Here is a 21012-nt window from a genome sequence, read left to right on the forward strand (position 1 = left end):
ATTGAGATTCCCCCACCGGCAGCACGGCTGCACGGATCGCATGGAGCCCACATCGACACCACGTGAGGCAAAACACTAACAGTCTCGAATGCGCATTTGCCCCATCGGATAGTAAACGCACCGGCCGTTCCGCAGCGAAGTGACGGGGACGGAGTTTTCCGTCACAGCGCCCGGACCAGGCACACTGTTGGTGATGAGCACCTCGGCCACGATCTCGCCCGCGCCCGCAGCGACCGCTGCTCCGCGCAGTTTCGTTCCCGCCCTGGAGGGGATGCGCGGTCTCGCGGCGCTGGGGGTGCTCGTGACGCACGTCGCGTTCCAGACGGGCGCGACGCATGTGCCGGTCCTCGGCCGTATCTGGGGACGATTCGATCTGGCGGTGGCGGTCTTCTTCGCGCTGTCGGGATTCCTGCTGTGGCGCAGCCATGCCGGGGCGGCGCGGGGGATGGGTTCCGCCCCGAGTGTCATCCGGTACTGGATTTCGCGGGCGACGCGCATCCTGCCGGCGTACTGGGTCGCCGTGGCCGTGGTGTTGACGTTCCTGCCCACCGCCAACGCGAGTTACCGCACGTGGTGGGCGAATCTCGGTCTCGTGCAGGTGTTCGTGCCCCTCACACTCACCGCCGGTCTGACCCAGATGTGGAGTCTGTCGGTGGAGGTGGCCTTCTACCTGGTGCTTCCGCTGCTGGCGTTCGCGCTGGTCCGGTTGCGGGGTCCGGCTGCGCGGCTGCGTGTTCCGGCGATCCTCGCGTTGATCGCGGTGAGCCTGACGTGGGCGTTCGTGCCGATCTCGACCCCGGGCGGCATCCACCACGACAACTGGCTGCCCGGGTACCTGCCCTGGTTCGGCGCTGGGATGTTGCTGGCCGAACTGGCGGTGAGCCCGCCCGGGCGGATGCATCGCTGGGCGCATCACCGCATCCGGATGTTTCTCGTCGCCGCAGGGGCATTCGCGCTCACGGCGACCGACCTGGCCGGGCCGGAGGGGCTGGTGCGTCCCGAACCGTGGCAGTACGCCGTCAAGATGGCGCTCGGCGCCGTCATCAGTTTCGCGTTGATGGCTCCGCTGGTGCTGTCCGACACGTCCACCCACCGCTACCTCGCGAGCCCACTCGCGCTCGCCGTGGGCCGCTGGTCGTACGGCATCTTCATCTGGCACCTCGCGGTGCTGTCCATCGTCTTCCCGGTGTTCGGGCTCGTTCCGTTCACTGGCCACTTCGTCTACATCCTGTTCCTGACGACGGCGCTGAGCGTCGCGGTCGCGTCGGCCAGTTACGCGTTGGTGGAGGAACCGGCGCGCCGCGCCGTCAAGCGCTGGGAGGCGCGCGCCAGCAACGCCGAACGTCCGAGCGGCAGCACGGCGAGCCCGGTCGCGACGAGCGCGAGCAGCAGCGGGAACTGAACGAGGAACGAGTGACCGACGTACCCGCCGGGCGCGCGCCACGGCCCGGTCGAGAGCATCGCGATGCCGAGCATCGCCGACGCCCCGGCGACCCCCACCAGCACGCGCGCGGTGGTGACGGTTCCGCGTAGCCGGATCAGGACCACGGCCAGCAGCGTCGCCACGACCGTCGTCACCGCGCCCACGGGACCACCGATCACGGTGGCGGCGGCGAGGATTCCCAACCACCCGACCGTCGCGCTGCCCCAGGTCCGGGGTGCCGGACCGGGATTGCGCTCACGGGCGCGACGCGGCCACAGCGCGGCGGCAAGCAACGGGATCAGCAGCAGCAGGCCGCCGAAGATCCCCAGCCGGTACCAGTGGTCGGTGGGGAAGTCGAGGGTCACCGTCCCCTCGGTTCCCGCGGGCAGGATCCATCCCTGCTGCCAGCCGTCGACGACGACCGGCGTCAGTTCGCTGCCGTCCGGGGCGGTGGCCACCCAGCCGACGTTGGTGCTCTCGGGGACGACGACGAGGCGCTCGGTGTCCGAGCGGGCAACCGTGAGTTCCCGGTGGTTCTCGGTCCACGCGGTGGTCGACACCTGCTCGGTCGGAACGGCCTGCGCCTGTGGTCCGGCGTCGAGGCGCAGACTGTCGACGAAGAACGCCGACCCCGGTTCGACGGTCACGTCCTGCGATCCCGCCGCCAGCGGAACGGGGCCGGGGCTGTTGCAGAGGGTCGCGGGAACCGGGTCGCCCGAAAGCAATTGCCCGGCGGTTGCGGTGACGCTCGTACGAACCGGCACTCCGCCGATCGACACGACCGGCCCCTCCTCGCACGGCACCGTGACGGGGCGGTCCCCGGCATTGTCGACCGGACCCGAGCCGGGCAGCAGGACGCCGTCCTCGCCCAGCACCCCGACCTCGGCGAGTCCGGCGGGCTGCAGCTGGGCGAACCCGAGCGCGTTCTGGTCGAGGGTGCTCTTCCAGGACACGAGGCTGAGCACGATCCGGTCGGTCACCCGGGGTTCGACGGTGACGGTCCCGTCGGCCTCGTCCACGTCGCGCACCTGCGGTCCGTTCCCGAGGTCGACGGCGACCCGATCGGGGGCGGCGGGCACGGCACCCCGGCTGGGCGTGAGCTGCAGGCCGGTGACGAGCGTGGGTTCGGGAAGATCGATCGTGAGGGTCGGTTTCGCGCCCTTGCCGCTGGTGGTGTCCTGTTTCGCCGACCAGCTGGTGCGCGGATCGTTGTCGGTGGCGGCGAACGCCGAGCCGCGCAGGTCGGTGATGTTGCTGGTTCCGTGGGCGGACGGCCGATCTCGTTGCGTGAGAACATCTTCCAGCGGTGCACCCTGCCGGGCCCGCAGGGTGAGCTGCGGCGTCACCGCGGTCGGTTCGGGCACCGACAGCGTTCTCTCGAACGTGCCGACCTCCTCGGGCGGCAGGACCAAGGCGTTGCTGCACCGCACCCGGTCCGGGGCGTCCGCGCAGGCGTTGCGGCCGGGGAGTTCCTGACTGAGATCCCAACCCGCGACGGACGCGCCCGCAGGGGTGGGTGGCAGCACCGTCCGGTACCGGATCGGCACGGTGACCGGGGCGTCACGCTGGGAGAAGTCCTCGACCGACACCTCGCTGATACCGAACTGGGTTCCCGCGGAACCATTCTCGGTGCGGGTCGCGGTGATCCGCACCCACGGGGTGACACCTCCGGGAACCGACACGGCGATCGGTTTGCCCGGCGCGTCCACCTTCACGGCCGTGCTGCCGTTGGGCGTCGACACCTCCATCCAGCGGACGGGAGCGCCGATCGCGGCCGGGCTGGTCGTGATGTGCAGCAGCGAACTGGTGAGCGGGGTGTCGAAGTCGATCTGCAGCCACTGGCCCAGCGCCCGCTCGATGCCGTTGCTGAACCAGCCCGTCGCCGGGTCGCCGTCGACGGTCGCGGCGGCACTGCTGGCGGGGGAGGAGCCACCGAGTTGGGTGGCGTCGGACGCCGCACTCGACACGCTCAGCGTCGCGCCCTCCCACCGGCCCTCGACCAGCGGGGTGTCCGCCACCGGATAGTCGGGGACGAGATTGAACGTGCGGCGCGCATCGTCCGGAGTGCGCAGCGCCGAACTGTGATTGTCGACCTGGCCGTAATCGGTTTCGCGGTCCCGGGGTGTGTCCGTGACGGTGACGTCGTCGACGGGCAGTCCGGCGCGCTTCGCGTCCGCGGCCAGCAGGACGGGTCCGGTTCCGGGCAGGGCGCCGTTCTCCCGCAGGCGCTGCAGCGATTCCGGACCGCCCTGCACGCGGGGGATGCCGTCGACGTCCGCGGTGTACGGACCGCTCGTCGTGGGCGATCCGTCCGGCGTCGACACCGCGAAGATCTCGATGGCCGGGTATCGGGGCCGAAGGTCGCTGTCGATCACCAGGCCCTCGACGTCGCCGGGCCCGATGTCCTCTCCGAAGTCCGCGACCCGGGTGAATCCGGGAGACCCGGTGACGGCCTGGTGCGCGAGCAGCGGTCGCGTCGACCGCGACGTCTCCGGGTCGAGGTCGTTGCGGAGGACGAGGTAGTGGATGCCCTGGCCGAGCAGGGTCTGCGCCATGCCGTCCGAGGGCCGGCCGTCGGCGATCAACCGCTGGATCGAGTCCATCGCCCGGATGGTGCCGGGCGGGGTGAGCGGGACGGCGTCGCGGGACGCCCACGGCGTGGACGCCAGCGCCTGCATCGGCTCGTCGCGGGTGAGCCCCCAGAGTTGGCTGCCGAACGGTGCGCCGGGCACCACGAGCGCGCGCTCCGCGTCGGAACCGTCGGGGCTGGTGCCCCCGGCGTTGTCCTCCAGCCACGACGCGGCCTGCTGCCAGTAGTCGGGGACGTCGGTGTACGTGCCGCGCGGTGCGAGTTTGCCGGTCCACGCCAGCGACGTCGCGAGGGTGAGGGCGACCAGCACCAGGCTCGTCACCGCGACCATCGGTTCGCGCTCGGGGTGCGCCAACGCGCTGCGCCACCGCGCGAACGGCACGGACCCCGGCAGTGGCACCTTCGCCAGGAGATGCGCCAGCCCGAGCACGAGCGGGAGCCGGACGAGCGGCTCGAGTTTGTGCACGTTCCGCAGGGGCGCCCCGGTGGAGTCGAGGAACAGTCGCACCTGCTCGGCGAACGGGGAACCCAGTTCGCCGATGTACCCGGCGGCGAGTCCGGTGACCCCGACGAACAGGATCAGGGTGAGGCGACCGCGGGCCGGCATCGACCGCATGCACAGTCCGGCGAGCCCGGCGGCGGCGATGAGCCCGGTCGCGGCGACCGCGGCGGGCTGGGTGACGAGGACCGCGCCCGCGATGCGCTCGGGGGACACGAACGGCGTCCAGCTGTCGGTGCCGCGGAGGATCTCGGCGAGGGACGTCCACTGCGTGGTCACCCCGGACGATTCGATGTAGTCGAGGAACGGCGGGCTCACCTTGCCGAGCAGCAGCAGCGGCACGATCCACCACAGCGTGGCCAGCGCCAGGAACGGGAACCACCACGCGGTGAACGTCCACCACCGACGGTTGGGGCGGTGGGAGATCCACCACAGGCCTGCGACGAGGCACGCCGCCACGGTCGCGACGGCGTTGACCGCACCCATCAGCGCGACGGCCAGGGCCGATTGGGCCGCCAGCCGTGCAGGTGAGCGCCAATGTGTGTCCCGGGACGCTTTGCCACTCACGTGGGAGAGGGCGACAACGACGGGGAGAAGAACCCACGGCGCCAGCATCATCGGGAGGGTTTCCGACGAGATCGAACCCAGGGTGGTGAGGACGCGGGGGGAGAACGCGAACGCGATTCCGGCGATGACGCGGGACGAGCGGCTACCGGCGCCGAGCGCCTCGGCGAGGCGGACGATGCCCCAGAATCCGGCGACGAGCAGCAGCGCCCACCACACCCGCTGGGTGATCCACGCCGGGACGCTCAGGATGTCGCCGAGCGCGAAGAATGCGCCGTGCGGGAAGAAGTACCCGTAGGCCTGGTTCTGCACCTGGCCCATGGGGGCCTGGCTGCTCCACTGATGGGACGCCCGTTCCAGGAAGCCGATCGGATTCTGGGACAGGTCGTATTTGGTGTCGGCGGCGAGCCGGCCGGGGGTTTGGAGAAATGCGAGAAGGAACGCTACGACAGAGGCGCCGAACAGCCACCGCCGCGACAGAGGCTCCGCCGAGGGCGCCATGGACGACATGGCCGCCGACTCGGGGGAAGTGCGGGAACTTGTTGAGCCGGCGCTCTCAGCGGCTGCCGTACTCAACCTGGTTCAGAAGTGAGGAATCCGCGTTGCCGCTCCGGTCGACCTCGGGACGCGTGTTGTCCTGTGCGGCTGCGGTGATGCCGAGCGTCGCCACGGTGCCGAGGGCGACACCGACCACGGCGCTGACCACACCGGGCACAAGGAACTTCCCCATCTGACATCTCCCACCGTCGTGCCATCGACGCACACGGCTACTCCCGCGTACGAATTGCTCGGGTCAAGGTATCACCCGTGGGCCGCCGAACTGCTGATTGGTGCTCGGGGGCCGCCGTTTCCGCAGTTCAGGGGTTCTGCTGCACACCCAGCGCCCGGAGCAGGGTGCGCAGTTTGGTCGTCGTCTCGTCGAGTTCGGACTCCGGGTCTGATTCGGCGACGATGCCCCCGCCCGCGGTCGCCAGGGCCTCGAGTCCGTCGGCGGCGATCTCGGCGCAGCGGATGGCCACCACCCAGTCGCCGTCACCGGCGCCGTCGCACCACCCGACGGCGCCGCCGTAGAACCGCCGATCCTCCTCGACGTCCCGGATGGTCGCCAGGGCCGCGTCGGTGGGGGTGCCGCACACCGCGGGCGTCGGGTGCAGCAGTACCGCCAGGCTCAGGGCGTCCGTCGACTCCTCGCGCAGCACGCCTTCGATGGGAGTCGCCAGATGCCACACCTCGTGCGTGCTCGTCAGCACCGGGGACTCCGGGACCGTCAACTCGGTGCAGTGCGGCGCCAGAACGTCCCGGATCCACGCCGTCACGAAGGCGTGTTCGGCCAGGTTCTTCGTGGACTCCAGCAGGCCCCGGCCTTCCTTCTCGTCGGCCTCCGGGTCGGCGCGCCGCGGCGCGGTTCCGGCGAGGGGCCGGCAGGTGACGCGCCGGCCGCGCCTGCTGAGCAGGACTTCGGGGCTGGCACCAACGAGGCTGCGGCCGCGGAAGCCGTCGCCCGCCGCGGACAGGTCGACGGCGAACCCGTTGGCGGTGGGATTCTGGTGAATCATCCGTGCGGCCAACGCTTCTGTGGAGATGGGGGCGTCGGCGCGGAGGGTGACGCTGCGTGCGGCCACCACCTTGCCGAGGGTGCCTTCGCGCAGTCGGTCGACGAGGGACCGGACGCGGGCCACGTGCTCGGCGGGTTCGGGGACCTGCCGAACGACGCGCACCGAGGGGAGTGCGGCGACGGTGCCGGGCCGCCACGGGCCGTCCGTGAACTTCCACGATTCCGGGGCGGTCAGCGCGGCGGGCCGTGCGGGATCGAACGGCAGTGCCCCGACGATCAGTCCGGTGTCACCGTTCGCGAGGGCGGCAACAGCGGCGGCCGCGGTGTCGTATCCGTGCCGCACTCCGGACGTGCGCAGCGTCCGATCGGCGCGTGAGAGAAGGAAGCCGTCCATGGTGCACCCGACAGTAGTCGGGCGCCGCCACTACTTCCCGGGAGGCACGATCAGCACCGGGCGGTGACTGTGCCGCAACACGTGGTCGGCGACACTGCTCTGCAGCAGGGACCGCAGGCCGGTGGTGCCCCGGGTGCCGGTGACGATGATGTCGACGGCCAGTTCGTCCGAAGTCTCGACGATCGCCGTCCAGATCGTGCTGGTGCACTCGATGCACCGACCCTCGGTGGTGAGCCCGGCGGCCTCGGCGAGCAGGATGCCCTCCTCGTTGGTGACCTTGGCGTCGGAGAACGCGACGTCCTCGGTCTCCTCGTCGGGCACCCACTCGGGTTGCATCACGCCGGACAGTCCCGACATGCGCGCGGCCTGACGGACCATCGGCTCCCACACCGTCACCAGCACAGCGCGATTGGAGGCGAGGAATCGTCCTGCACACTCCACGGCGCGCTTCGCGTTGTCGGAGCCGTCGTAGGCGATCAACATCAAACCACCGGGCACCACGACCTCCTGAGTACGGGTTTCCTCTGTGTCCAGATTACCAAGACGGGCGGCAGTGGTCGTCGATTCGGGGCCTGCCGCGGGAGTATCAGTGGCGAACTGGGCTACCGTCGAACCCATGCGGATCAAGTATGCCCTCGCGCTCGCAGCCTGTACCGGCCTCGTCGCCGGATGTTCGTCGGGTGGTGGCGAGACGGTCGCGGAGTCGTCCTCGGCGACGCCGTCCCCGTCCCCGTCCTCCGTCGAGCCCGCGTCGCACACCGGCACCGCAGCGCCCGCCGCCGCGCCGGTGTCGTGCGAGACGCAGTTCCTGCAGTCGTTGCCGTTGCGGCGCAAGCTCGCTCAGCTGCTGAACGTGGGTGTGACCGGCACCGCGGACGCCGCCCAGGTGGTCCGCAACGAGCAGGTCGGTGGCATCTTCATCGGAAGCTGGACCGACGAGACCATGCTCGCGAACCATGAGGTTCCCCAGGTGGCCTCGGCGTCGTCGCTGCCGCTGATGGTGACGATCGACGAGGAGGGCGGGCGGGTGTCGCGCGTCGAGAACCTGCTCGGCGCCGATCCCTCCGCCCGGCAGACCGCGGCCACGATGACGGAGGAACAGACCTATCAGATGGCGCTCGAGCGGGGGCGCGGACTGAAGGACCTCGGGGTCACCGTCAACTTCGCGCCCGACGTCGACGTCAGCAGTCAGCCCGACGACAGCGTCATCGGTGACCGCTCCTACTCCGACGATCCCGCCGTCGTCACCCGCTATGCCGACGCGTACGCGCGCGGCATGCGGGACGCGGGAATCCTGCCGGTGATCAAGCATTTCCCCGGTCACGGATCCGCGTCCGGCGACTCCCACACCGGCGCCGTCACCACCCCGCCGCTCGAGCAGTTGCAGACCAAGGACCTCGTCCCGTTCCGGAACCTGGTGTCGACTGGTGTCGGCGTCATGCTCGGCCACCTCGAGGTGCCCGGCCTGACGGCGCCGGGAATCCCCGCCAGCATCAGCCCCGATGCAGTGGCCCTGCTGCGCGGCGGCACCGGCTACGGTGCACCGCCGTTCACCGGCCCGATCTTCACCGACGACCTCAGCGGCATGCAGGCCATCACCGACCGCTACGACATCACGGAGGCTGTCGAGACGGCACTCGAATCCGGTGTCGACGTCGCGCTGTGGCTCACCACCGACGACGTCCCGCGGGTCCTCGACCACCTCGAAAGCGTTGTGGCCTCGGGCAAGCTGCCGCAGCAGCGGGTCGACGACGCGGTGCTGACGGTCGCGCGGGCGAAGGGCGCTCTGGCCTGCTAGTGCGCGGTGCGGCGACGGGGTGCTGGTATTCTTCTCGTCCGCCGGTCGAGCCTGCTTTATTACCGTAGAGTAAGATAGCGGGTTCGACGATGATGGAGGACCGTATGGCCGGCGGCACCAAGCGACTGCCGCGCGCAGTGCGCGAGCAGCAGATGCTCGACGCTGCCGTCGACGTCTTCTCCGACAGAGGTTTTCACGAGACGTCGATGGACGCGATCGCGGCCAAGGCAGAAATCTCGAAGCCGATGCTGTACCTCTACTACGGCTCCAAGGACGAACTGTTCGCGGCCTGCATCCAGCGGGAGGGGCTGCGCTTCGTCGAGGCGCTCGCACCGGCGGGCGATCCCGGGCTGAGCCCGCGCGAGCAACTGCGCCGTGCGCTCGAGGGGTTCCTCGGGTTCGTCGGCAAACACCGTAAGTCGTGGATGGTGCTGTACCGCCAGGCGATGGGGCAGCAGGCGTTCGTCGGCTCGGTGCAGTCGAGCCGCGACCGGCTGATCGAACTCACCGCACACTTGCTCGAGTCCAGCACCAAGGACCCGGAGCCGGGCCAGGATTTCGAACTGATCGCCATAGCCCTGGTCGGGGCCGGTGAGGCTGTGGCAGACCGGGTCGCAGGCGGCGAGATCGAGGTCGACGCCGCCGCCGACCTGCTGGAGTCGCTGGCGTGGCGCGGCCTCGCGGGCAAGAAGAAGCCGGAGTGAACGGGACGCTCGTTCGGTCAGATCGAACGAGCGTCCCGATCGCCGCCGTCAGCGCAGTGTCGCGGTGAGGTGCGGGTACCCCTTCTTCGGGTGCTTGATCGACAGATCCCAGCCGTCGGCGGTTCGATCGGCGTACACGTTCAGCGTGGACGGCAGCAGGATCGGCTTGCCGAAGCGCACGCTGTACGTGACGGCGTCCGGTATCCGGCCCTCCACCGACCCCAGGACCGCGGCCGCACTCCACATGCCGTGCGCGATGGTCTTCGGGAACCCGAAAGCCTTGGCGCCCAACGTCGACACGTGAATCGGATTCCGGTCGCCGGACACGGCCGCGTACTTGCCGATCGTCTTCTGATCGACCCGCAACGTCCGCAGCGGACGCGGCGGCTCCTCCTCGGCTTTCGGCTCGGGGCCGGGCTGGCCGGACAGCGACGTCTTCTGCTGACGCAGGAACGTCGACGTCTGCTTCCACACCAGTTCGCGTCCGACCCTGATCTCGCTGATCACGTCGATGAGCAGCCCCTTGCGGTGCTCACGCAGATTCTCCGCGTGTACCGACACGTCGAGAGGCTCGACCGCCGAGATCGGGCGGAACTGCTCGATGACGTTCTCCGCGTGCACGGAACCGATGGCGGGGAAGGGGAAACCCTCGGACACCATCAGCTTCATCACCACCGGGAACACCAGCGTGAACGGGTACGTGAGCGGCAGGGTGTCGCCGAACCGCAGCCCCGTCACCCGGTCGTACGCCGCCAGGTTGTCGGGATCCACGTGCACGCCGTTCAGGACGAGCGTCGTGTCCGGGGCGCTGTCCCCGCTCGCTCCGATGACCGGCAGCGCGCTGCGCACGGCGCGGGCGTAGATGTCGAGCGTGCCCGGCTTCTCCGTGAGTTGCACGACCTTGCCCGGCATCAGGCGCCCAGCAGGCTCTGGCCGCAGACGCGGACGATCTGGCCGGTGACGGCGTTCGACGCGGGGCTCGCGAAGTACGCGACCGTCTCGGCGACGTCGACGGTCTCGCCGCCCTGCAGCAGCGAACTCATGCGACGCCCGGCCTCGCGCGTGGCGAACGGGATCGCCGCCGTCATCGCCGTCTCGATGAAACCGGGGGCGACGGCGTTGATGGTGATCTTCTTCTTCGCGAGCACCGGCGCGGACGCCTGCACGAGTCCGATGACACCGGCCTTGGAGGTGCCGTAGTTGGTCTGGCCCCGGTTGCCCGCGATGCCGGCGATGGAGGAGACGTCGATCACGCGGCCGCCTTCCTTCAGCACACCCTTGGCGACGAGCGCATCGGTGATGCGCTGCGGTGCAAGAAGGTTCACGCCGATCACCATGTTCCAGCGGCCCTCGTCCATGTTGGCGAGAGTCTTGTCGCGGGTGATGCCGGCGTTGTGGACGATGATGTCGGCGCCGCCGTGCCGTTCGAGGACGAACTCGGCGAGCTTGTCGCCGGCGTCGTCCGCGGTCACGTCCAGGGCGAGGGAGGTGCCGCCGACCTTGTTGGCGGTCTCGGACAGTGCCTCACCGGCGGCCGGGATGTCGGCGCAGATGACGTGCGCGCCGTCGCGGGAGAGGACCTCGGCGATGGTCGCGCCGATGCCGCGTGCCGCACCGGTCACGATGGCGACCTTCCCGTCGAGCGGCTTGTCCCAGTCGGCGGGCGCGACCGAATCCTCGGACCCGACGCGGATGACCTGGCCGCTGACGAACGCGGACTTGGCCGACAACAGGAAGCGCAGCGTGGATTCGAGACCCGACAGTCCGGTGGAGGCCGTCGGCGAGACGTAGACGAGCTGAGCGGTGGCGCCGCGCTTGACCTCCTTGCCGACGCTGCGGGTGAAGCCCTCGAGCGCGCGCTGGGCGATGTGCTCGTCGACGCCGGACGTCTCCTCGGGCGTCGTTCCGATGACGACGACGCGCGCGGACGGTGCGAGGTTGCGGATCACCGGCTGGAAGAACTCGAACAGCTGCTCGAGTTCGGTGACCGAACCGATGCCTGTGGCGTCGAACACCAGGGCGCCGTACCGGTCGTCGCCCGCGCCCGCGGCGGGGTAGTCGGACAGGAGTTCGCGCAGCGGCTCGACGAGGCGGCCCTTGCCGCCGATCAGGACCGGGCCGGCGAGCGCCGGTTCGCCGTGCTTGTATCGCCGCAGGTTCTCGGGCCGCGGCAGTCCCGCCTTCGCCGCGATGAACGCGCCGGGTGCGGATGAGAGGAACTGGGAATAGAGGTCGGGAGCTCCCTTGCTGGCTGCCACGGTCCTACCTTCTGTCGTCGTTTGGCGGTCAGTCACCGAGCACCGAGTGAAGTGCGGTGTCGACAAGTAACTTACTCCTGAGTAAGAATAGTAGCCAACAGGTAATCGCACCAGATCCTTGGAGACGTCAGTGACCAGCAAAGCTCGCACCAACTCGAACTCCGCTGCGGCCCCGAAGCCGGGCGGAAAGCAGCAGCGTCCCGTCGCGATCGTCGGCGGAAACCGTATCCCGTTCGCCCGCTCCGACCGCAAGTACGCGCAGGCGTCCAACCAGGACATGTTCACCGCCACCCTCGACGGACTGGTGAGCCGCTTCAACCTCCAGGGCGAGAAGCTGGGACTCGTCGCGGGCGGCGCCGTCCTCAAGCACAGCCGCGACTTCAACCTGATGCGCGAATGCGTCCTCGGCAGCGCCCTCAGCCCCTACACCCCGGCGTTCGACCTGCAGCAGGCCTGCGGCACCGGACTGCAGTCGATCGTCGCGGTCGGCGACGCCATCGCGGCCGGCCGGATCGATGCCGGTGTCGGCGGCGGTGTCGACACCACATCGGACGCCCCGATCGGCGTCAACGACGAACTCCGCGAATTCCTGCTGTCGCTGAACCGTGCGAAGAGCACCGGCGACCGCATCAAGCTGCTCGGTAACGTCCGCCCGTCGATGCTCGGCATCGAGATCCCGCGCAACGGTGAGCCCCGCACCGGCATGTCCATGGGCGAGCACGCCGCCGTCACGGCCAAGGAATTCGGTGTCCGCCGCGAGGACCAGGACGCACTGGCCGCCGCCAGCCACCAGAACATGGCCGCCGCCTACGACCGCGGATTCTTCGACGACCTGGTCACCCCGTTCCTCGGCCTCACCCGCGACGACAACCTGCGTCCCGACTCCACCGCCGAGAAGCTCGCCAAGCTGAAGCCGGTCTTCGGGGTGAAGGCGGGCGACGCCACCATGACGGCGGGCAACTCCACCCCGCTCACCGACGGTGCGTCCGCGGTCCTGCTCTCCACGGACGAATGGGCCGCCGAGCGCAAGCTTCCGGTCCTCGCGCACCTCGTCGATTCCGAGACCGCGGCCGTCGACTACATCCACGGCAAGGACGGGCTCCTCATGGCGCCCACGTACGCCATCCCGCGTCTGCTGGCCCGCAACGGCCTCACCCTGCAGGACTTCGACTTCTACGAGATCCACGAGGCGTTCGCGTCCGTCGTGCTCGCGACGCTGCAGGCATTCGAATCCGACGAGTACTGCAAGGAACGCCTCGGCCTCGACGGCGCACTCGGCTCCATCGACCGCAGCAAGCTCAACGTCAACGGCTCGTCGCTGGCGGCGGGCCACCCGTTCGCCGCGACCGGCGGCCGCATCGTCGCCTCGCTCGCCAAGATGCTCGCGGAGAAGGGGTCGGGCCGCGGCCTGATCTCCATCTGCGCCGCGGGCGGCCAAGGTGTGACGGCAATCATAGAGGCGTGAACCGGCTGACCTTTCCGGTAGCTGGGAGACCGGAAAGGCCAGCGTGTGCGCGGTGCGAGCGGGGATCCGGCAACGAGGGGTGGCCGGATCCCCGAAAACTTTTCCGACAGGTGTAACGCTGGAGATTAGCTGGCGATATCCCTGTCAGCCCCGTGTTGCTGCCTGACCCCCGACCTGGCAGCAGCGCGGGGCTCTTGCATTTCCGGCCGGCCGGTAGGCTGACGTGGGGGTCTCGACCGGGCCTCGCTCGGATCGGATCGCGCTTGAAATGCAACGAGCACCGACGGCAAGCTGAGGCCCGCACGAAGGACGACTCGGCGAGAGGGCCACGGTGAATCACGAAGACGGCGACAAGGGGAGCACTGCACCCGAACGGTCGACGCCGGACCCTTCCGCGACGCCCGACAGCGTCGAACCTGACAGCGTCGAACCCGAGAACCCGGCCGACGAGCCTGCTTCGGAAGCCGACGAGGCTCCGACCACACAGCCGAGTGCCGACGGCGAGGTTCAGGCCACGCAGCCGAGTGCCGACGAGGTCCCGATCACACAGCCGAGCGCCGACGAGGCTCCGACAACCCAGTTGCACCTCGGTGACCTGGGGGAACCTTCCGAGGAGCAGGCCCCGTTGTGGGTGGAGCCGCCGGCGAACGAGGACGTCACACAGGTGATTCCCGCGATTCCGCCGGGTCCCGTTCCCGGTCCGACGCAGGCGTACACGACGCCGGCCGAGGATCCGACGGTCGTGGCCCCGGCTGCCGCGTCGCCGGCCCCGCCGCAACCGGAACCGCAGCCGGCAGAACCGCAGCCCGCGGAGGAGCCCGCCGAGAAGACTCCGGCGCGTGCCTCGTGGGTGAAGGTCGCCGCGATCGCCGGCGGTGTGATCGCCGTGATCGGCATCGCGTACGCCGCGGACCTCGCGGTGTCGTCCGGGAAGGTCCCGCGCGGGGTCACCGTGGCGGGCGTCGACGTGGGCGGCTCGACCCGCGAGGAGGCGGAGGCCACATTGCAGGCGCAGGTCGGCCCGCGCGTCGGTCAGCCGCTGACGGTGCAGGCCGGTGACGTGTCGACGGAACTCGTTCCGTCCGCCGCCGGGCTCGGCGTCGACTGGGAGGCCACTCTCGACCGGGCCCATTCGCAGCCGCTCAACCCGTTCACCAGGCTGGCGTCGTTCTTCACCACCGACGAGATCGGGGTGGTGTCGACTCGCGACGAGGCGGCGCTGGCGTCCGCCGTCGACGGCCTTCGCAGTGAGACCGATCGTGCGTCCCGCGAGGGGACCGTCGTGTTCGAGGGCGCTACCCCCGTGCCGGTGGATCCGTCGACCGGGCAGAACCTGAACGGTGAGGGTGCCGAGGCGGCGCTGATCGAGAAGTGGGCGTTCGGCGAAACGGTGGATCTGCCCGTCGACGTCGTGCCCGTGACGGTGACGCAGGAGGGCGTCCGGCGGGCGCTCGACGACGTGGCGGTGCCGGCGGCGTCCGCCGATCTGGTGGTCACCGGTCGTGACGGCAAGGTCGCGACCGCGCCGCGTCAGCAGATCGGTGCCATCGTCGGGTTCGAACCGGATGGCAACGGCGGGTTGAAACCGACGTACAACATCGAGGCGGCGACGGGCATCCTCGCCCCGCAACTCGTGTCCACGGAGATCGTTCCGAAGGACGCGAAGATCACGCTCGACGGGGGATCACCCACCGTCGTCCCCGCGGTCGTGGGTGATCTGGTGCAGTGGCCCAAGACGCTGGAGACGCTGCCCGAGGTGTTGCGCGGCAACGGTTCTCACACCATTGCCGCGGTGTACGGACCGATCCCGCCCGCCCTCACGACGGAGGCCGCGCAGGCGCTGGGTGTGAAGGAAGTGATCGGCGAGTTCACGACCGGCGGTTTCTCGGCGGCGTCCGGGACGAACATCCGGCTCGCTGCCAGCGAGATCAACGGGGCACTGATCAAGCCGGGCGACACGTTCTCGCTCAACGGGTACACGGGTCCGCGCGGTACCGCTCAGGGCTATGTGGAGTCGGGCATCATCAACAACGGCCGCCCGGACACCGCCGTCGGCGGCGGGGTGAGCCAGGTGGCGACGACGCTCTACAACGCCGCGTATTTCGCCGGCATGGAGGACGTCGCGCACACCGAGCACTCGTACTACATCTCTCGGTACCCCGAGGCGCGTGAGGCCACCGTCTTCGAAGGCGCAATCGACCTGCAGTTCCGGAACACCGGAAAGACGGGTGTGATGATCCAGGCCATCGGCGGCGCCTCCGACCTGACCATCCGGTTCTGGGGTACCAAGTCGGTCGACGTCGAGTCGATCACCGGCAACCGCACCAAGCCGACGCAACCCGACACGGTCACTCTGCCCGCCGGTGATCATTGCATCGCCTCCAGCGGCGCACCGGGATTCACTGCCAGCGACACGCGGGTGATCTCCGATCACGCCACCGGCCAGGAGATCTCCAGGAACACCAGGACCGTCCGCTACGACCCCGTCCCGATCGTCAAGTGCGAGGAACCGGGCGCGCCCAAGCCCGACGAGCGCACCCCCGCCGCGTCGCCGGCCCCGTCCGCTCCGGCGGAGACCCCGACCACCACCCCGAAGCCGAACGGCGGCGGGTAGCCGCACCCGTTCTCTGTTCGCGCACCCCCTCGCGGGACCGAAAAGTTTTGCGTGAACAGAGAAGTGGTGCGTCTACAGTGCTCGTACCGTGAGCGGCTGCAGACGGCAGTGGCGCCTGGACGACCCAGCCTCGCGGCGACTCGGCACGCGCGATTGCGCGGCGGACCCGGTCCACCACCTGCGCGGGTGACTCGAGGTCGTCCCACGTCCACCGCACCACCTGGAATCCGAGGTCGCGCAGTGCGTCCTCCCGTTTCTTCTCGGCGAACACCGCGTCGCCGGGTGTTTGCCCGGGTTTCAGCAGCCGTCCGTACTCGACGCGTCCGTCGAACTCTCCGAGCACGACGCCGTCGAAGTGGAAGTCGACGCGCCCGACACGGCGCCCGACGGGGTCGAACACCTCACCTTGCTGGGAGGGAACGGGGAGCCCGGCCCGCGCCAGCATCACCCGGCTTCGCGATTCCCCGACACTTTCGCTGTGCCCGCTGACGAAGCGGACGACTCTCCGCGCCGCGTCGATTCCGTGCCGCCGCGCGGCGAGGGCGAGTTCGGCGTCCAATTCGTCGCGGCTGATGCCGAACTTGCGGACCGCGGCGTCACCGGGCACGACTGCCTGCTCGAACGGCAGCGTCCTCGCGAGGTCGACGACGGTCCGCGCCGGGAGGGTCAGCGGGTGCCCGTCCACCACTGCGACGTGCTCTCCGATCGGGGCGCAGTGCACGGTGATCCGTCGCTTGACCCGGCCGCCTCCCCACCGGTTTCGGGTGACGTGCACGCGGTCGAGGGCCGTTCTCCACAGCGGCAGTCCGTACACGACCGCCGCAGACTGGTGGCTGAGCACCGCGTCGTCCGAGAGGGCGTGAAGGGTCGAATCGATCAGGAAGCGATGACGTTCTTCCTCGCCGAGCGCCGAGAACACCGCCGCGGAGAGGTACGCGCCGCGGCCGATGCGGTGCCACTCGCCGCGCGTGTACAGGCGTCGGATCTCGTCGTCGCTGTAGCCGCGGCCCAACGCGTCCTGGCGTCGCAGCATCGCCCCCGGGTCGTGTTCCATGGGAACGATTCTCGCCCGGACTGCGCCGAGAATCCGGCCCCTCGGACCAGGCTGTGGATGAACCGAGGGTTGTGGACAACTCCCGCACTCCTTCTCGGCTCGCGCTCACCCTGTCGGGACCGAAAGGGGGTTCGTGGGCCGAGAAGTGGTGCGGCGTCCCGGCCAGGGCACGAAAAAGCCCGGTGGCCGGGGACGAATCCCCGGCCACCGGGCCGTGTGAAGCCGATCAGAACGCTGCTTCGTCGAGCTCCATGATGTCGTTGTCGAGGTTGGCGACGATGCCGCGGGTGGCGGTCAGCTCGGGCAGTACGTTCTTCGCGAAGAAGGACGCGATGGCGACCTTGCCTTCGTAGAACGCCTTGTCCTTGCCGGAGGCGCCTTCGTCGAGGGCCTTGATCGCGATCTCGGACTGACGCAGGAGCTGCCAGCCGATGAGGAGGTCGCCGACGGACATCAGGAACCGGACGGACCCGAGGCCGACCTTGTACAGCTCGGACGGCTGCTCCTGTGCACCCATGAGGTACCCGGTGAGGGTGGCGGCCATGGTCTGGACGTCCTCGAGGGCGGTGGCGAGCAGGGCGCGCTCGGCCTTGAGGCGACCGTTGCCCGCCTCGGTGTCGATGAACTTCTTGACCTCGCCTGCGACGTGGGCGAGTGCCACGCCGCGGTCGCGGGCGATCTTGCGGAAGAAGAAGTCCTGCGCCTGGATGGCGGTGGTGCCCTCGTACAGCGAGTCGATCTTGGCGTCGCGGATGTACTGCTCGATCGGGTAGTCCTGCAGGAAGCCGGAACCGCCGAAGGTCTGCAGGCTGTCCGTCAGGTACTGGTAGGCCCGCTCGGAGCCGACACCCTTGACGATCGGGAGCAGTAGGTCGTTGACGCGGAACGCGAGGTCCTTGTCGGCGCCGGACACCAGCTTGGCGGTGGCCTCGTCCTGGTGCGCCGCGGTGTACAGGTACACGGCGCGCAGGCCTTCGGCGTATGCCTTCTGCATGGCGAGGGCGCGACGGACGTCGGGGTGGTGCGTGATGGTGACGCGCGGGGCGGCCTTGTCCGTCATCTGTGTGAGGTCGGCGCCCTGGACGCGTTCCTTCGCGTAGTCGAGGGCGTTGAGGTAGCCGGTGGAGAGGGTGGCGATGGCCTTGGTGCCGACCATCATCCGGGCGTGCTCGATGACGTCGAACATCTGCGCGATGCCGTTGTGGACCTCGCCGACGAGCCAGCCCTGGGCGGGAATGCCGTGGCCGCCGAAGGTGACCTCACACGTGGCGGAGACCTTCAGACCCATCTTGTGCTCGACGTTGGTGACGAAAGCGCCGTTGCGCTCGCCCAATTCGTTGGTCTCGAAGTTGAAGTGCGTCTTCGGGACGAAGAACAGCGACAGTCCCTTGGTGCCGGGGCCTGCACCCTCGGGGCGGGCCAGGACGAGGTGGAAGATGTTCTCGAACAGGTCGTCGGAGTCGGCGGACGTGATGAACCGCTTGACGCCCTCGATGTGCCAGGAGCCGTCGTCCTGCTTGATGGCCTTGGTGCGGCCTGCGCCGACGTCGGAACCGGCGTCGGGTTCGGTGAGGACCATGGTGGCGCCCCAGCCGCGTTCGACGATGGTGGCGGCCCACTTCTTCTGCTCTTCGGTGCCGTTGTTGAACAGGACGTCCGCGAAGGCGGGTCCGGCCTGGTACATGTGCGCGGCCGGCTGGGCGCCGAGGATCAGTTCACCGATGGCCCACACGACGGACCGCGGCACGGGGACGCCGCCGATCTCCTCGGAGATTCCCATGCGGTACCACTCGGCGTCCCACAGTGCGCGGAACGACTTCTTGAAGGATTCCGGCAGGGTGACGGTGTGGTTCTCGGGGTCGAAGACCGGAGGGTTGCGGTCGGCGTCGGCGAAGGACTCGCCCAGCGGTCCCTCGGCGAGGCGGGCAACTTCACTGAGCATGTTGCGGACGGTGTCGGCGTCGAGATCGCCCCACACGCCGTCACTCAGCGGCTGCTCGAGACCGAGTACCTCGAAGAGGTTGAACTCCAGGTCGCGGACGTTGCTCTTGTAATGGCCCATGTCTTCTGTCTCTCCCAGTGAGATGGTGCGGTCTATCAGTTAGTACCGCCCAAGTTATTACTCGTCGGTAACATCAGCGATATTACGCGTCATTTACCGGACTGCCAAGACTCGGGCGGTGTGCGACGACGAGCGCGTCGATCGCCGTTCCGGCCTCCGTCTCGCGGAATCGCCGTTCGGCGACGTCCACGCTCACACGACCATCGAGCACCGCTACCAAATCATCTGGTGTGTACAGGATTTCGATGTCCTGAGGACCCCCGACTCCCTGCGACAAGTTAACGGCGTCATGCCCCAAAATCATGAGGATTCCATCAGGTTTCAGCGCAGATATGGCGCGGTTCACAACCTGCAGACGCTCCTCGGGAGCGAGATGGAGGTAGATCATGAGCACGAGGTCGTACTCGCCGCCGAGGTCCGACTCGGTGACGTCGGCGACGCGGTAGTCGAGCCGTTCCCGGACCGAGCGGGGCGCTTCGGCGGCCACCCGGCGGGCCTTGTCGAGGGCGACGGCCGAGTAGTCGAGCCCCGTCACCTCCCAGCCGCGGGTGGCCAGCCAGTGCGCGTTGCGGCCCTCCCCGCACGCGAGGTCGAGTGCGCGACCGCGGGGGAGCGCGGTGACCTGCTCGACCACGACGGCGTTGGGTGGCGCGCCCCACACCAGTTCGCTCTGTGAATACCGTTCGTCCCAGGCAGCTGCATCCATGCCCCGACGCTAGTACGACCGCTACGGAGTGAGCGTGGTGTGCATCAGGAGAACGTTGTAGTTGTTGTGCACCGTCGTGAGGAAGTAGAGGTCGCGCCCCGACGACCACGGGTGGATGTAGGCGCCGTACGCGGTGGGCAGTTCCCGGGTGTCGACGAGCACCTCGGGTGGGCCCCACGGTCCGGTCACCGACGGTGAGCGGCGCATGACCACCGAGTTGAACTGGTCGGTGGTCAGCATGAGGTACTGCCCGAGGTATTCGTTGTACGCGACGGACAATTCGCCGACGCCGCCCGGCATGATCGGCTTGGCGACGTCGGGGTTGCCCTTGATCCACTTGGCGCCGTCGAAGTACTCGTACGCGCCGAGGTCCATGATCTGCGGTTCCGGGACGCGGGCGAGGTGGACGAGTCCGCCGCGGCCGGCGGGGGTGCCGTATTGGTAGACGAAGCCGTCGGCCTTGACGAATGCGCTCATCTGGAAGTTGGCGTTGCCCCCGACGTTCGGGCGCTGCGTCTCGGGGGCGACGGTCCAGTTCTCGCCGTTGTCCTGTGAGTAGACGAGACCGGAGTAGTTGGTGTCCCACGTGCCCGCCGGTCCCCAGTTCTTCACCGACATCATGCTCAGCACCTGGGTGTTGCCGACGGCGACGCCCGCGGTGGGGATGCGGCTGATCTCGACGAACGGAATCTTCGGGCTGGGGACCAGCTCCTTGGACTGGCCGAAGATGTCGCGGGGTGAGCTGTCGAAATTCATCCCGTCGGACAGGATGCCGTCCGAGCTGCGGAAGAGGGTGCTGCTGCGCCACGCCCACAGGCTGCCCGACAGCAGGTTGGGCAGTCCGAGCCCGGCGGAGTCGCCGAACGCCGTGAGGACCTGGCCCTGGCCGTTGTCCCACATGATGCCGAGGTCGGTGCCGAGGACGTTGGAGTCCTGGGTGCGGTTGGGACCGAGCATGCCGGTCTGCTGCGCGACCGCCTGGGTGCGGCCGGTGAGGTGCGGAATCCCGTTGGTGCCGTTGAGTCCGGGGATCGGATTGATGGCGTTGGGGTTCGCGGCGGCCGGGCCCGCGAATGCGATCAACGTCACTGCCGCGCCGATGAGCGAGGCTGCTGCAAGAGCTCTGGTTCGCTTCACGAAGGACACTCCATCTCTAGCAGCAGGCGGCACTGCGTGGCCTGAAGAGACCACTCCCCCTACCGGTGATCAACTGCTGGAAATCGCGAGAAGTCTAACAAGACTGTTCTTCCGAAAGTGTCGGTTTGACCGCCCTGTTCGTTTCGCCGACGCCTCCACGGATCCGATATTACTCGTCAGTAACAGGAA

At 68.9% G+C, this 21012-nt stretch carries 14 protein-coding genes and 1 pseudogene; 5 read left to right on the forward strand and 10 right to left on the reverse strand.

What is annotated here, in order from left to right:
• Positions 1 to 193: 193 nt before the first annotated feature.
• Positions 194 to 1249 (forward strand): annotated as a pseudogene (locus MLGJGCBP_RS36225) (acyltransferase family protein); the annotation flags it as partial.
• A 23-nt stretch (positions 1250 to 1272) separates the two neighbouring features.
• Here MLGJGCBP_RS36225 and MLGJGCBP_RS53865 read toward each other — a convergent pair.
• From MLGJGCBP_RS53865 to MLGJGCBP_RS36245, 4 genes are all read right to left on the reverse strand, one after another.
• Positions 1273 to 5586: an alpha-(1->3)-arabinofuranosyltransferase gene (locus MLGJGCBP_RS53865; RefSeq protein ID WP_160101954.1), complete on the reverse strand. Its 4314-nt coding sequence runs from the start codon at positions 5584 to 5586 to the stop codon at positions 1273 to 1275.
• Between the two features lie 46 nt (positions 5587 to 5632).
• Positions 5633 to 5806: a DUF2613 domain-containing protein gene (locus tag MLGJGCBP_RS36235; RefSeq protein ID WP_072947516.1), complete on the reverse strand. Its 174-nt coding sequence runs from the start codon at positions 5804 to 5806 to the stop codon at positions 5633 to 5635.
• Positions 5807 to 5933: 127 nt separating this feature from the next.
• Positions 5934 to 7025 carry an isochorismate synthase gene (locus MLGJGCBP_RS36240; protein WP_160101956.1) on the reverse strand — a complete coding sequence of 364 codons (1092 nt, stop codon included), beginning with the start codon at positions 7023 to 7025 and terminating at the stop codon, positions 5934 to 5936.
• A 30-nt stretch (positions 7026 to 7055) separates the two neighbouring features.
• Positions 7056 to 7523 carry a universal stress protein gene (locus MLGJGCBP_RS36245; RefSeq protein ID WP_072947517.1) on the reverse strand — a complete coding sequence of 156 codons (468 nt, stop codon included), beginning with the start codon at positions 7521 to 7523 and terminating at the stop codon, positions 7056 to 7058.
• 118 nt (positions 7524 to 7641) lie between these two features.
• On the opposite strand from MLGJGCBP_RS36245, the gene MLGJGCBP_RS36250 reads away from it, so the two are divergent.
• Positions 7642 to 8823, forward strand: a complete 1182-nt coding sequence (locus tag MLGJGCBP_RS36250) for a glycoside hydrolase family 3 N-terminal domain-containing protein (protein ID WP_160101984.1) — start codon at positions 7642 to 7644, stop codon at positions 8821 to 8823.
• Positions 8824 to 8927: 104 nt separating this feature from the next.
• Positions 8928 to 9527, forward strand: a complete 600-nt coding sequence (locus MLGJGCBP_RS36255; RefSeq protein ID WP_005243713.1) for a TetR/AcrR family transcriptional regulator — start codon at positions 8928 to 8930, stop codon at positions 9525 to 9527.
• Between the two features lie 48 nt (positions 9528 to 9575).
• On the opposite strand, the gene MLGJGCBP_RS36260 is transcribed toward MLGJGCBP_RS36255, so the two are convergent.
• Positions 9576 to 10439, reverse strand: coding sequence for a MaoC/PaaZ C-terminal domain-containing protein (locus MLGJGCBP_RS36260; protein WP_160101958.1), 864 nt, complete (start codon positions 10437 to 10439; stop codon positions 9576 to 9578).
• Positions 10439 to 11785 carry a 3-oxoacyl-ACP reductase gene (locus MLGJGCBP_RS36265; RefSeq protein WP_160101960.1) on the reverse strand — a complete coding sequence of 449 codons (1347 nt, stop codon included), beginning with the start codon at positions 11783 to 11785 and terminating at the stop codon, positions 10439 to 10441. The genes MLGJGCBP_RS36260 and MLGJGCBP_RS36265 overlap by 1 nt, the downstream gene beginning before the upstream one ends.
• Positions 11786 to 11915: 130 nt before the next feature.
• Here MLGJGCBP_RS36265 and MLGJGCBP_RS36270 point away from each other — a divergent pair, with 130 nt between their 5' ends.
• Positions 11916 to 13250: an acetyl-CoA C-acetyltransferase gene (locus MLGJGCBP_RS36270; protein WP_087555022.1), complete on the forward strand. Its 1335-nt coding sequence runs from the start codon at positions 11916 to 11918 to the stop codon at positions 13248 to 13250.
• Between the two features lie 331 nt (positions 13251 to 13581).
• A complete protein-coding gene (locus MLGJGCBP_RS36275; protein ID WP_160101962.1) occupies positions 13582 to 15864 on the forward strand; it encodes a VanW family protein in 2283 nt (760 codons plus the stop codon).
• Here the strand turns inward: MLGJGCBP_RS36275 and MLGJGCBP_RS36280 are convergent.
• From MLGJGCBP_RS36280 to MLGJGCBP_RS36295, 4 genes are all read right to left on the reverse strand, one after another.
• A complete protein-coding gene (locus MLGJGCBP_RS36280) occupies positions 15746 to 16918 on the reverse strand; it encodes a type IV toxin-antitoxin system AbiEi family antitoxin domain-containing protein (protein WP_236581569.1) in 1173 nt (390 codons plus the stop codon). The genes MLGJGCBP_RS36275 and MLGJGCBP_RS36280 overlap by 119 nt on opposite strands.
• Positions 16919 to 17144: 226 nt before the next feature.
• Entirely contained in the window at positions 17145 to 18980 is a 1836-nt protein-coding gene (locus MLGJGCBP_RS36285) for an acyl-CoA dehydrogenase (RefSeq protein WP_087555025.1), read from the reverse strand.
• An 82-nt stretch (positions 18981 to 19062) separates the two neighbouring features.
• Positions 19063 to 19686: a class I SAM-dependent methyltransferase gene (locus MLGJGCBP_RS36290; protein ID WP_160101964.1), complete on the reverse strand. Its 624-nt coding sequence runs from the start codon at positions 19684 to 19686 to the stop codon at positions 19063 to 19065.
• A 21-nt stretch (positions 19687 to 19707) separates the two neighbouring features.
• The gene (locus MLGJGCBP_RS36295; RefSeq protein WP_160101966.1) at positions 19708 to 20823 is read right to left on the reverse strand and encodes a DUF4185 domain-containing protein; all 1116 of its coding nucleotides are present in this window, start codon (positions 20821 to 20823) and stop codon (positions 19708 to 19710) included.
• Between the last annotated feature and the right edge of the window lie 189 nt (positions 20824 to 21012).

The organism is Rhodococcus sp. T7 (assembly GCF_009872365.1).
Taxonomy (GTDB): Bacteria; Actinomycetota; Actinomycetes; order Mycobacteriales; family Mycobacteriaceae; genus Rhodococcus_F.